Genomic DNA, 13,511 nt, shown 5'->3' on the forward strand with positions numbered 1-13,511 from the left:
AAGGCCGAATTTGAAGTCTTTTCTGAACGAAACCCCCTACTATCTGTTGTCAAGGTTCAGTTTTTAGCTTGGTTATCGCTTTTTCCATTGTAGCTTAAAGCCGTCGTAAAACGACGGGGTTTTAACCCAAATTTTCGATAACCTAATTTGGTATTGACGAACAGCTACCCAAAACGAAAACTTCCTACAGGTTTGATAAATAGAATTAAATGCTTGATCATCTCGGTTTTTAGGCAAAGGGAGACAGATATACCCCTATCCCTAGGGACATAAAAGTGCGCTGTCAAAAAAGAATTGTAATCATACCAAACCGGGGACTTTGCGATAGATAGAAGCGATCGATCCCCGGAATCCTACACTGGTAAATTCTACCTCATCTCCGGCTTCATAGATCTGTTCTTTCCAGATTCCCGAATCCTCGCGACGGTGACATTCGATTTTCATCTGGTTTTGATGGATAAGAATGTATTCTTTTAAGGTGGGACAGGTTTGATAATCACTAAATTTATCACCCCTATCAAAGGATTCCGTAGATTTCGATAATACTTCAATAATCAGAACGGGATAGAGAATAAAATCATCGGTATTGTTAATCTCTCTCTCGTCACAAACCACCGCAATATCGGGATAATAATAACAATTTGCCTCCTCTAACCGGACTTTGATATCGGAAGTGAGAACAAGACAGGGACTATCATCGAGATGGATATTCAATAAAGTGGCTAGATTAGTATTTAAGACAATATGCGGCTTTTTTGCCCCTACCATCGCATAAATCCGTCCTTTTCGGTACTCGTGCTTGATCGGACTGACTCTTTCCCCTTCTAGATACACTTCTGGAGAGACATAAAAAAAATTAGGATTCGTCACCATGGTCCTCATGCTCCCTATTCTCGAATAACTAAATTATAGCCTTTCGGAATCATTGCTCTTGGACTCAATCTCGGTAGACTAATAGATCAATGATTGTCACTTGTAATATAAATATTACAAGTGACAAAATAGAAATAACGACTCTCAAAGGGACGTTATTTAGGAATGAATCCCGAAAACGATTGATATCCATAGGTTTGCCAGAATGTCCAACGCTAAAAGTTACAAAGATACCGTTAATTTGCCCCAAACTGACTTTGATATGCGAGCAAATGCCAGCAAACGTGAGCCAGAAATCCAGAAATTCTGGCAAGATGAGCAAATATATGAGAAATTAGCGCAAAATAACCCCAAAGAATTATTTATTCTCCACGATGGACCACCCTACGCTAACGGGTCTCTGCATATCGGTCATGCTTTAAATAAAATTCTCAAAGACATTATCAATAAATATAAACTGCTGCAAGGCTACAAAGTGCGCTATGTGCCGGGTTGGGATTGTCACGGGTTGCCGATCGAACTGAAGGTTTTACAAAGTCTCAAAAGCTCGGAAAAAGAGGGTCTAACCCCTTTGAAATTACGTCAGAAAGCCCACGATTTTGCCCTTCAAACGCAAAAAGAACAGTGTGAAGGTTTCAAAAGGTATGGAGTCTGGGGAGACTGGGAAAATCCCTATTTAACCCTACAACCTGAATACGAGGCCGCTCAAATTGCCGTATTCGGAAAAATGGCCCTGAAAGGTTATATTTATCGGGGACTAAAACCGGTTCACTGGAGTCCCAGTTCTCAAACCGCTTTAGCTGAGGCAGAATTAGAATATCCCGAAGGTCACACTTCCCGCAGTGTCTATGTTGCTTTTCCGATTACGTCAGTTTCAACCCCGGTTTTAAGGCCATTTTTGCCTAATTTATCCGTCGCTATCTGGACGACTACTCCCTGGACTTTACCCGGGAATTTGGCCGTCGCATTAAACCCAGAATTAAACTATTCAGTGGTGGAAACTAGCGAGTCTAATTATCTAATTGTAGCGACGGATTTAGTCGAAAAATTGGCCGACACTTTTAACCGGACTTTGACGATTAAAGCAACGGTTAAAGGTCTGGAATTAGAACATACTAAATATCGTCATCCTTTGTTTGACAGAGAAAGTGCTATTCTCATCGGTGGGGATTATGTCACCACCGATTCCGGCACTGGATTAGTTCATACTGCTCCCGGTCATGGTCAGGAGGATTATATCGTCGGCCAACGTTACGGTTTACCGATACTTTCTCCTGTCGATGATAAGGGAAATTTCACCGCAGAAGCGGGACAATTTGCGGGTTTAAATGTCTTGAAAGATGCCAATGAAGCAATCATTTTAGCACTGACAGAAAAGGGTGCGTTACTGAAAGAGGAAGCATACCAGCATAAATATCCCTACGATTGGAGAACCAAAAAACCGACAATTTTCCGCGCAACAGAACAATGGTTTGCTTCTGTGGAAGGATTCCGAGAATTAGCTTTAGAAGCGATTGATTCGGTGCGTTGGATTCCTGCAACGGGTAAGAATCGCATCACTTCTATGGTCAGTGAAAGAAGCGATTGGTGTATCTCTCGTCAGCGCAGTTGGGGGGTTCCTATTCCTGTTTTTTATGACGAAGAAACGAATGAACCTCTGTTAAATGAGGAGACGATTAATCACGTTCAAGCTATCTTCGCAGTCAAGGGTTCTAATGCTTGGTGGGAGTTATCCGTAGAGGAATTATTACCTCCCAGTTATCGCGATAATGGTCGCAGTTATCGCAAGGGAATGGATACTATGGATGTGTGGTTTGATTCTGGTTCTAGTTGGAATGCAGTGGCTAATGCTCGACCAGAATTAAGTTATCCTGCGGATATGTATCTAGAAGGATCGGATCAGCATCGGGGATGGTTTCAATCGAGTTTATTAACCAGTGTCGCTGCTAATGGTATTGCTCCCTATAAAACGGTGTTAACTCACGGTTTTGTTTTGGATGAACAGGGACGAAAAATGAGTAAATCTCTGGGTAATGTCATCGATCCTAATGTGATCATTAATGGTGGTAAAGACCAGAAAAAAGAACCCGCTTATGGGGTGGATGTGATTCGGTTATGGGTGTCCTCGGTGGACTATACCAATGATGTGAATATTGGTCAAAATATTCTTAAACAGTTGGTAGATATCCGTAATAAAATCCGTAATACTGCTCGGTTTTTACTGGGGAGTTTAAATGATTTTGATCCCGTTAAAGATGCGGTAGCTTATAAAAATCTACCAGAGATCGATCGCTATATGTTACATCGTATCTCGGAAGTGTTTACAGAAGTAACGGCAGCTTTTGAAAGTTTCCAATTTTTCCGCTTTTTCCAGACGGTACAGAATTTTTGTGTTGTCGATTTATCTAACTTTTATATCGACATCGCTAAGGATCGTTTATACATTTCTGATCCTAATTCTTTCCGTCGTCGCAGTTGTCAAACAGTCTATGCTATTGCTTTAGAAAATCTCGCTAAAGCGATCGCTCCTGTCCTGTCTCATCTAGCGGAAGATATCTGGCAATTTCTCCCCTACAAAACTCCTTATTTATCGGTGTTTGAGTCAGGATGGCTAAACATCGATCCTGCTTGGAATAATCGCGAATTGGCCGATAAATGGGCGAAATTACGTCAGCTACGCACCGAAGTTAATAAGGTGATGGAAACTGCCAGAAATGATAAAGCGATCGGTGCTTCTTTAGAGGCAAAAGTTTTACTTTATGTTCCCGATGAAACCTTACAACAGGAGTTAGAATTATTCAACAATTGTGATAGTTTAACGGGGAATAAAGTCGATGAATTGCGTTATCTATTTCTCTCTTCTCAAGTGGAATTAGTTAGTGATATTAGCGCGATTCAAACCGCAGAATATAAGGGAGAATCGGACTTTGTTTCGGTGGGAATTGTCAAAGCAGACGGCGAAAAATGCGATCGCTGTTGGAATTATTCCACTCAAGTGGGAAAATTTGCCGATGATCCCACTATTTGTGAGCGCTGTAATGCCGCTTTAAAAGGAGAGTTCTAAGTTAAATTAAAAGGGTGCTTTATTTTTTAATAAAGTACCCTTGTTTAATCCTCAGCTAAAAACTTATTCACAGGTATTAACTCTAGGGAATAGATAATTAGGGATGGAAGATTACCAATCAGCTTTTTTACAACGTCATCAAGATACAGAAATACTTTGTAAATCTAATAGGAAAATAGCTGCTATGCACTTTGGAGGTATTACGATCGAATGTTTGCTGAAATCTATGATCTTAGCTTCGGTATCCAATAAAGAATGGAAAACTAAGTCCAATAACCCTGGACATACCATAACTAATCCGGGTCACAGTTTGACAGCTGCTCTAAGAAGTCATAATCGTCTCTATTCGAGAGTTCAAAAATTTCCAGAGGTGATAAAATGGATTAATATAGTAGAAACCCCTAGTCAAAATTTTATAGATATGCGTTATTCCAGCAGTGAACCGAATGACGATAAATACAAAGAGTGGTTATCAGCTTATACAGGTCTGAAACAATGGCTTCATAAACAAGCTACTCAACTTTGAGGAGATAGTTATGTCAGAAACTTGGTTAAGATCACTGAAACAAAAATTAACAGATATATATGTTCAAAAAGAAGCACAAGAATGGGTTGATCTTAATGTATCTACTGCTGGACTTTTGAATATAACTATCGTCAGTGATAGGTTTGAAAATTTATCAACAACTCAGCGAATAGAAGCAGTTAAAAATGACATAGGACAACAGCATAAATCTTTAGGTTTTATATCTTTATATACTATTCAGGAGGCAGCCTCTCTCGATCTAAAAGCTCCACAACTTCTGGACGCAAAATCAATTCACACTTGGCAGGATTTAGCCTTGTGGTCAGCTAATCCACAAAATCAATCACCGTCTTCTCCCGAACTTTGTCTTCCTAGAACCGTAACTTTTTATTCTTTTAAAGGGGGAGTAGGTAGGACAACTGCTTTAATTCATGTTGCTTGGATTTTAGCGATGCGAGGTCGTAAAGTAGTAGCTGTTGACTTGGATTTAGAAGCACCGGGGTTAAGCACAGCTTTTCCCTTAAATCCCTTACCGGAATACGGAATTGTGGACTATTTTTATGAAAAATCCTATTTACCAGAAGGTGTAGAAGCAAAGATTAATATCACTAAAATATTTGGAGAAGTTAATATTCCCGATGCGACGGGAAGACTATTTATTGTTCCTGCGGGTTATTTGAGTCTTGATTACATTGCTAAAGTTGATGATCTGCGAGCAACAACAATTCTCGATAATGGGGAAACACTCTGGTCAACTTTTAGTCGAGAGATTCAAAATCAGTTAAAACCTGATCTTATCTTAGTAGATTCGTGTACTGGAATCAATGAATGGGGAGCTTTATCTTTACTACAGGCAGCCAACGAAGCAATTATTTTTTTATTTCCTAACGAACAAAATCAAAAAGGAATCGAGCTTGTTTTGAAATCTTTGACTTCTTTTGGCCGACTTTCGCTTAATTTTGTTTTTTCACCCGTTCCTGATTTAAGTGATACGGGAATAACTAAAGTTACTCATGCTTGGCAAATTTTACAAAAGGATATTGACAAAAATAGAGATATAGATATAGATATAGATGAAACTACTGATCATGATTTAGATATAGATTCAGAAGACTATCTAATCATACCTTATATTCCCTCGATCGCTCTAGCAGACCGCTATCCTGTCACTGGATTACTGGATTATTATACTCGCATTGCTAACTTAATCGATGAAGATACCAATTTTCAGTAGATAGCATCTGAGGGAACCTTGATTCCTTCTTAATTCTCGCTTTGGTCGTGCTTTGATGACATCCCAGCTGCTATTTGCCGTTGAGATAAATTTCCCTCTTGACCAAGTTGGTAGAGCAAGTTTCTTTGTTCTATGTTAAGATGTTAGTGGCTTCGTTTTTGGGTCTGATTTGTTGTTGTATTGATCGGACAATACCTGATGAGCCTTTTTTAGAGATTTTATAGATATTAGGAGGGAAAAAAATTATGGTTAATTATCTCAGTCAAGAAGAGAAATTACTAGCAGCCGAAGAAGAAAAGTATCTAGAGGAAGAAGATGATGTGGATTTTCCTCCTGTAGATATTATTGCTTATAATGAGCAGCGTTCCTGCTCTGATCTAGTTAGAATGTATCAAAAAAAACAATTGGTTATCGATCCAGATTTTCAAAGAGATGTGGTGTGGACTGAACCACAACAAACTCGTTTTATTGATAGTTTAATGAAACAGTTACCGATTCCGAGTATGTGTATTAGTCTTGACTATAAGACAGATAAACGCTATATCATTGATGGATTACAACGAATTAGTACCATCGTCAAATTTTTAACTACTGAAGATTGGAAGCTATCAAAATTACCCGATGTAGATTCGTCTATTTCTGGAAAAACAGTTGAAGAAATAAAAACTCAGCATGAAGAATTATATGAACGCGTAGAAAATATGACTATTCCCATCACCGTGATTCGCTACGACTCCAGCAAAAAAGCTCATAATAATTATATTTTTACCATTTTCCATCGCTTAAATACCGGTGGAGTAAAACTCAATAATCAGGAGATCAGAAATTGTATCTATAATGGCGAGTTTAATACTTTTTTAAAAGAATGCGCTCAATATGAAAACTGGCTTTTGCTGATGGATCGAAAGCAGAAAAAAGCATCTCGATTTGAAGATGAAGAATTAGTGCTTCGTTTCTTTGCTTTTTATGATGGATGCCAGAACTACAAGGGGAAATTGACCAGATTTTTAAATGATTATATGTATAAACATAGATTTGCTAATGAAGATTTTATTCAAGATAAAGATCAATTATTTAAGCAAACTGTTAACTTGATTTATGATAAAATCTTCAAAAAGGAACCTCTCAAAACCAGTAAAGTTATTGCTGAGGGAATTCTCTTAGGAGTTGCCAAGAATTTAGATACTTTAGTCAATCTCTCCAATAGTGAATTACAAGACAAGTATTCTAGATTAATAAAATCTGAACCATTTTTGACTAAAAATTTAGCTGGTGGTATTTATCAAAAAGATAAGGCTTTAGAGAGAATTAATACATCTATCAAAATTTTTTCATCTACTGGTAATGGTTACTAAAGATTATTTACTCAAGACGTTAAACTGGCTTGATCAACTCTATAATGACCCTACAGCTGATGATCAAAAAACTTCTTCTTATTCTAAACTAGCTCTTATAGAATTATGTGGCTGGATCGAGGAAACTATGGATGATATAGTTTTAAGATGTGCTAAACGATGCTTACAGTCCGAAGCTAACCAAAAATTCATCAAAGACGAGATTATTAAGCCTAACTCTAACTTTCAATATGAAGCTTTTAGAAAAATGTTGATGATGGTTATTGGTTTAGCAACATTAGAAAAAATCGAAGAACAGTTAGAAACAACTGGTAAAATTAGTGCTTTAAAAGGTGATCTTGGTAATCTAAAGAGAAGTCGCAATCAAGCTGCTCATACTCATACTAAAGGTACTTTGACAACTTATGACGCTCCTTCTAAAACTAAATATAATTTTGATAGAATATATGCTTTGTTAACAGAGTTAGATGCAGAATTGCAACGTCATAACTGTTGACTTATTTCTCACAGGATCGCTTTTAGCGCATCTTCAACAAAGACAATCAGTCAAAATTAAGCCCCCTAACCAGCGAAAATTAACTGTAAGCACTCGAAAAACTGGGAAAATATTCAATTGATTCAATGTTATCTTTTTTAACTATCCTGCCCATGAATAATCAGGTCATCCGTACTGATAAAGCTCCGGCCCCTGTGGGTCCCTATAATCAAGCGATCGCCGCTACTGGTCCTTTTCTCTTTGTTGCGGGACAAATTCCCCTAGATCCCGTCACGGGTGAAATCGTCTCCGGGGAAATTAGCGCTCAAACCGAACAAGTCATGGCCAATCTAGAGGGCATTTTAACCGCCGCAGGAGCCAATTGGTCAAATGTGGTGAAAACTACCGTCTTTCTCTCGGATTTAGCCAATTTCGGGGCGATGAATCAAGTTTATGCCCGTTATTTCCCCCCGGAAACTGCGCCGGCCCGGGCCTGTGTGGAGGTGGCCCGTCTTCCCAAAGATGTGCTAGTGGAAATAGAATGTATTGCCGCTTTACCCTAAAAATTAAGGTGGGCAATGCCCACCCTAGTTCAATCTCTCTCTAGACCACCAAAGCTTCTAGAATCGTCTTATTGTAGATAATTCGCCCTACAGTAGTACGCACATACTGGGAAATTATCTGACCATCCTTCTCGCGGGTTTTGCGCTCCCGATAATATTTCCAGATGCTGCCATCGGGGAGAGTTTCCGTTTCCAGGACTTCCTCATCGGGTTTATTGGTTTTCACCTTTTCTCCGACCGGTAAACGCAACCACACAGAAGCGTGCAGATCCACCAATCCCTGATCGAAAGAGCGAATAGCGTCATCCATGCTGGCGAAATAACGACCTCCACCCTTTTGGGCCTTGGGATTTTCGGCCGTGAGATAATAACAACCCAAAACCATATCCTGAGAAGGGGCAACAATCGGACGACCGGTCGCCGGTGAGAGAATATTATGACAAGCTAACATCAATAAGCGCGCTTCCGATTGTGCTTCCAGGGAGAGGGGAATATGTACGGCCATTTGGTCCCCGTCAAAGTCAGCGTTAAAAGCGGGACAGACGAGGGGATGTAACTGAATCGCCCGGCCCTCCACCAATATCGGTTCAAACGCTTGAATGCCCAAACGGTGCAGGGTGGGGGCGCGGTTTAACATCACCGGGTGTCCCGTGATCACTTCATCCAAGACGTGCCAAACGTTGACATCCCCCCGTTGGATCATTTTCTTGGCCGCCTTGATATTATTGACGATGCCTAATTTAATTAAACGATGGATAACGAAGGGTTGGAACAATTCGATCGCCATTTCCCTGGGTAAACCGCATTGATAGATCTTCAATTTCGGACCGACAACGATAACCGAACGTCCCGAATAGTCCACCCGTTTACCGAGGAGATTTTGACGGAAACGCCCCTGTTTACCCTCGATAATATCCGATAAAGACTTCAGGGCGCGATTATTGGCTCCCACCACCGTGCGACCACGACGACCGTTATCAATTAAAGCATCGACGGCCTCCTGTAACATCCGTTTTTCGTTGCGGACGATAATTTCGGGGGCGAGAATTTCTTGCAGACGGGATAAACGGTTATTGCGGTTAATCACCCGACGGTAGAGATCGTTCAGGTCAGAGGTGGCAAAACGGCCGCCGTCCAACTGCACCATCGGGCGTAAATCGGGGGGAATCACGGGAATTACGCTTAAAACCATCCATTCTGCCTGAGAACCCGTGGCGATAAAGTTATCGATTACCCGGAGACGTTTAATTAATTTTGCCCGTTTTTGCCCCTTACTTTCGACAATTTCCGTCCGCAGTCTTTCCGCTTCTTCTTCCAGGTTAATTTCCTGTAAGAGTCTTTGGATAGCCTCGGCCCCGATCCCCACTTCAATACCGACTAATTCCGAATCCTCTGCGTAGATTTCTTCTTCGATCTCTAACCATTGATCTTCGCTGAGGAGTTGTTTATAACTAAGATTGCTCGCATTACCCGGATCGAGAACCACATAGGCATTAAAATAGACGATTTGCTCCACGTCCCGCAGGGGCATATCGAGCAGGATACTGAGATAACTGGGAATACCTTTGAGATACCAAACGTGGGTGACGGGGGCGGCTAATTTGATAAAACCCATGCGATGACGACGTACCCGCGACTCGGTGACTTCTACCCCGCAACGTTCACAGACAATCCCCCGGTGACGGACGCGTTTGTATTTACCACACCAACATTCCCAGTCTTTCGAGGGGCCAAAAATTTTCTCGCAGAATAACCCATCCATTTCCGGTTTGAGAGTCCGATAGTTGATCGTTTCTGGTTTGGTTACTTCTCCGACGACTTGACCGTTAGGTAGGGTTCTTTCTCCCCATTGCCGAATTCTCTCGGGGGACGCTAAACCGATTTTGACGTAATCAAATCTTTGATCTGTTGGAGTCTTCATTCTGAATTTTTTACTATGGGTAATGATTCTGGGATAAGCGATCGCTCTCGCGTTCTCGATGCCCCGATGACAACTATTAGGCAGAAACGACAGTTAACTCAGTCACTTTTTCTTTGGGTCAAACTGGCCCGACCGAGTCCGGGACATTACATTATACAATTTTTCTAGTTCGATCGACCATTAAGTGATATTTTCCCAGATGGTGATGCTGCCGTCGGCCGCAGCCGCCGCTAGGTGGCAATAATCGGGGCTGAGAACTAAACTGGAGATCGGCGATGATCGCTCATTGGTGGCGGTGAGAGTTGCGATCGCCTGTTGATAATTGGCTAACCAGATTTTAATCTCTCCGTCGGTTCCCCCCGTAAATAACCATTGACCCTTCTCTGCGAATAGCAAGCTTGTCACCTGACCATTATGGGCATTGATCACCCGAATTGGCGCAAAATGACCGCTTTTCTCCGGGTCGTATTGCCAGATTTTCACCGTACCATCCACACAACCGGCGGCAATAATCTGACCATCGGCAGCGATCGCCAGACTCTGCACCGAAGAAACGTTACCGGATAAGACGGCGATTTTTGCTCCCGATCCCAATTGCCAGAGGGTGACAGTGCCATCACCTCCAGCTGCGGCGATAAAATCTTGATTAGGAGCCACTGCTAGGGCATAAATTGCCCCCAGACTGTCATAGGAACTAAATTCTTCGGTTTCCTGCTCTAAATTCCACTGTTTTAGGGTTTGATCGTAACTACCACTAACCAAAAAATGCCAACGGGGGGCAAAATCCAGGCCGTGAATCGAACCGAGATGACCGAGGAAAATTTGATTTAATTCCAGATTACTGGCATCGCTGGCTAAAGTCCATAATTTAACGGTTTGATCGAATCCTCCCGTCGCTAGATGATAATCGCCGTTTCTGGTGACTGCTAGGGCTAAAATGCCCTGATCATGAGCTTCAACCGTATTAATCAGGGTTCCTCTCGCAAAATCCCAGATTTTTAGGGTACGATCCCAACTAACGCTAATTAAAAACCGTTGATCCTCGGTAATTGCGATCGCTGTGATCATTTCCCGATGGGCGGTCAGACGGCGATAATAGTGCCAATGGGGTATATCGACGGGGGGGGAAGTGGGAGTTAAATTAAGGGCGGGTAGGGTGATTTGTGGCTCATTTTCCGCTTTTGTTGCGCTAATATCCGCCGATTCTTCGTTAATCGGCAAAATCTCTCTGTGTAAGCGACCGTAGGATTTTTCCAGATGTTCGATGCGTTCGAGCAGCGCGTTACGATTGATATATTGAATAATTTGATTGTAGGACTGTTCGAGGGCGAGAATATTCTCCTCTAATTCTGCGACTGCACGGGCGTTATCCCTGGCCACCGCGGGACTCAGGGACTGTATTTGTGCTGATAAAGCTTCTTTTTCTTCTTCCCACTGACTCTGTAATTGACCGGTCATCTCAGTTAAGCGTTGACGTTGCAGGGTTCTTTCTCGGAGACGATTGAGAATATTCAACCCGAAAGTCACTACTAGGAGGAATAAAAGCAAAAACCCCGCACCCATGGCCATAAGGGTAAGCAGGGTTAATCCTAGGGCGATATATTCCGCTAATTCTAGCCAATGGGGGCGATGGTCGGTCATTTTGCAGTTACCGGTAAAGAAGAATTTATTATCTCCTGATTTCAGACTTATGCTAACGCTAATTGCTGCCTTGGGATTGACTAAAATTAATTTTTAAGCAGGAGTTAAGGCTTTTTCCTTAGTTTCTATCGGTGCGGTTAAAGCGGATTCTAAATCGGCCTTCCCTAGTCTTGCTTCCAAAATTTTCAGCACTTCCCGTCCAAAATCATCGGGATTTTGTCGCCATGCTTGCAGACAAACTTCGCCAAAAAATGACCCCAAAGGTTCAGGATTCCAGAGCAGTTTTTTGGCTGTCCAGGGCATTAAACTCATGGGATCGTAGTCGGGTTTAATAATTTCTTTTTTGAGGGCGTATTCTTCCAGATGGGTGTGGGGTTGTAGTCCGATAAAAAAGATGGCTGGTTCCACTTTATCGACTCCAAAAATATTTTCTAATTCTCGATGATAGGCGATGGTTTGACGAATAGTTTCTAGGGTTTCATCAATAACATTAAAGGAATAATTTACCGAAACCAGATCATTAAAACCAGCCGCTTTTAAGTCTCGACAATTTTGCAGAACTGTCCGCAAATTATAGCCCATACGCATTTTGCGGACTAATTCCTGAGAGCCAGCGGTGATGCCAATTTCAAAGTAATTCATGCCTGTTTTTACCATTAAATCGCATAGTTTTGGGGTGAGATTATCGGCACGAATATAGGCAGCCCAACGTATATCTTTCATCCCGGCAGCGAGGATTTTTTCTAATAGTTCTTCTACATCGTCGATAAATTTTCTGGCGGGGATAAATTGGGCATCGGTAAACCAGAAATTGCGAATGCCGCGGTCGTATAATTGGCGCATTTCCTTAACTACTTCGTCTGCTGGATTAATGCGTACTTGTTTACCTTCGACGACGGTATAGATGCAGTAGCAGCAGTTATGGGGACAGCCGCGCTTGGTTTGTACCCCGATATAAAAGTCGTTTTCTTGGAAATAGTAGGAAAATTCCGGCCAAATACTGGCGATATAGTCGTAGTTACAAGCGGATTTTTCTAAGGGGGTGGGGGATTCGTGGATTAAACGCGGCCGGGGTGTGGTTTCTCCGACGACATAACAACGTTCATCGCTAAAGTCCCGGCCGGAGAGGAATTTTTCTAGCAGGGTTTCCCCTTCTCCCACTGATACAATTGTTCCTGTGGGCAGTTTGGTTTTTAGTTGTTCGTAGAAAACACTGACGGCACCACCCCCGACGATAACTCGCGCTTCGGGATGGTATTTTTTGGCCCGCTGCAACCCTCGGCGAATTAGTCCCTGATTGCGCCATAATTCGCCGTAGTAGGCTGTTGTCACCTTTAAACCTCCTAAAGCACCTCGCAGCTTGATTAGGGGGTTTTTAGCGTAGTAAAATTCAAAGGCGTTTTGCAGGGGATTGCCACCGCGACCACCGACGGGAGCATATATTTGAATATCCCGCCAGGAGAATACTAGCAGGGTAGGCCGAAATTCGTCAACACAGCGATCGAGGGCTTGGTTAAAGTCTAAGGGGGGGACTGTACCAAGGTCAAAAATCCTTTGTTCGATGTCGGGGAATAGTTTATGAACGTGGTCGGAAAGATAAACGACACCGATGGGGAAAATGGGGTTACAGGGGAGTCTAACGTAGAGGATGCGTTGTGCTTGCGGTTGAGTCATGGGATTTCTGAAGGGGATGGAGACGCATTCTGAGTAATCTTAATTTGACATCCTCGCCGCCGTAAAACGGACGGCGATTCCTCACCACGCCACTTTTTTAGGGTGGTCGCGTCAACGGGGTTGACGCAGATAGCGAAAAACGCTTAATTGCTTAAGTCTGACACTTTCGACCCGTCCATTTTGAG

The 13,511-nt window shown here is 42.1% G+C and carries 10 protein-coding genes and 1 pseudogene; 6 read left to right on the forward strand and 5 right to left on the reverse strand.

Annotation, left to right across the window (positions count from 1 at the left end):
- Window positions 1–300 precede the first annotated feature (300 nt).
- The gene (locus IM479_RS19925) at window positions 301–873 is read right to left on the reverse strand and encodes a Uma2 family endonuclease (protein WP_287685097.1); all 573 of its coding nucleotides are present in this window, start codon (window positions 871–873) and stop codon (window positions 301–303) included.
- Between the two features lie 205 nt (window positions 874–1,078).
- Here IM479_RS19925 and ileS point away from each other — a divergent pair, with 205 nt between their 5' ends.
- The 3 genes from ileS to IM479_RS19940 all read left to right on the forward strand — a co-directional run bounded on the left by ileS (window position 1,079) and on the right by IM479_RS19940 (window position 5,697).
- Window positions 1,079–3,937, forward strand: coding sequence for an isoleucine--tRNA ligase (gene ileS / locus IM479_RS19930; RefSeq protein ID WP_287685098.1), 2,859 nt, complete (start codon window positions 1,079–1,081; stop codon window positions 3,935–3,937).
- 103 nt (window positions 3,938–4,040) lie between these two features.
- Complete coding sequence (locus IM479_RS19935) at window positions 4,041–4,463, forward strand: hypothetical protein (RefSeq protein ID WP_287685099.1); 423 nt, start codon at window positions 4,041–4,043, stop codon at window positions 4,461–4,463.
- 10 nt (window positions 4,464–4,473) lie between these two features.
- Window positions 4,474–5,697, forward strand: a complete 1,224-nt coding sequence (locus IM479_RS19940) for a ParA family protein (protein WP_287685100.1) — start codon at window positions 4,474–4,476, stop codon at window positions 5,695–5,697.
- On the opposite strand, the pseudogene IM479_RS19945 reads toward IM479_RS19940, so the two are convergent.
- Window positions 5,695–5,831 (reverse strand): annotated as a pseudogene (locus IM479_RS19945) (IS30 family transposase); the annotation flags it as partial. The gene IM479_RS19940 and the pseudogene IM479_RS19945 overlap by 3 nt on opposite strands.
- A gap of 111 nt (window positions 5,832–5,942) precedes the next feature.
- Here IM479_RS19945 and IM479_RS19950 point away from each other — a divergent pair.
- The 3 genes from IM479_RS19950 (at window position 5,943) to IM479_RS19960 (ending at window position 8,090) form a co-directional block, all read left to right on the forward strand.
- Window positions 5,943–7,052 (forward strand): DUF262 domain-containing protein, encoded by a 1,110-nt coding sequence (locus IM479_RS19950; RefSeq protein ID WP_287685101.1) that lies wholly within the window; start codon window positions 5,943–5,945, stop codon window positions 7,050–7,052.
- On the forward strand, window positions 7,042–7,548 hold the full coding sequence (locus tag IM479_RS19955; RefSeq protein WP_287685102.1) for a HEPN domain-containing protein: 507 nt from the start codon (window positions 7,042–7,044) through the stop codon (window positions 7,546–7,548). The genes IM479_RS19950 and IM479_RS19955 overlap by 11 nt, the downstream gene beginning before the upstream one ends.
- 125 nt (window positions 7,549–7,673) lie before the next feature.
- Entirely contained in the window at window positions 7,674–8,090 is a 417-nt protein-coding gene (locus tag IM479_RS19960) for a RidA family protein (protein WP_286826036.1), read from the forward strand.
- Between the two features lie 40 nt (window positions 8,091–8,130).
- On the opposite strand, the gene IM479_RS19965 is transcribed toward IM479_RS19960, so the two are convergent.
- The 3 genes from IM479_RS19965 to IM479_RS19975 all read right to left on the reverse strand — a co-directional run bounded on the left by IM479_RS19965 (window position 8,131) and on the right by IM479_RS19975 (window position 13,326).
- Window positions 8,131–10,011, reverse strand: a complete 1,881-nt coding sequence (locus IM479_RS19965) for a DNA-directed RNA polymerase subunit gamma (protein WP_286826035.1) — start codon at window positions 10,009–10,011, stop codon at window positions 8,131–8,133.
- A 180-nt stretch (window positions 10,012–10,191) separates the two neighbouring features.
- On the reverse strand, window positions 10,192–11,703 hold the full coding sequence (locus tag IM479_RS19970) for a WD40 repeat domain-containing protein (protein WP_287685104.1): 1,512 nt from the start codon (window positions 11,701–11,703) through the stop codon (window positions 10,192–10,194).
- A 42-nt stretch (window positions 11,704–11,745) separates the two neighbouring features.
- Entirely contained in the window at window positions 11,746–13,326 is a 1,581-nt protein-coding gene (locus IM479_RS19975) for a photosystem II high light acclimation radical SAM protein (RefSeq protein WP_287685103.1), read from the reverse strand.
- Window positions 13,327–13,511 lie beyond the last annotated feature (185 nt).

Source organism: Microcystis sp. M165S2 (assembly GCF_020245885.1).
Classification (GTDB): domain Bacteria; phylum Cyanobacteriota; class Cyanobacteriia; order Cyanobacteriales; family Microcystaceae; genus Microcystis.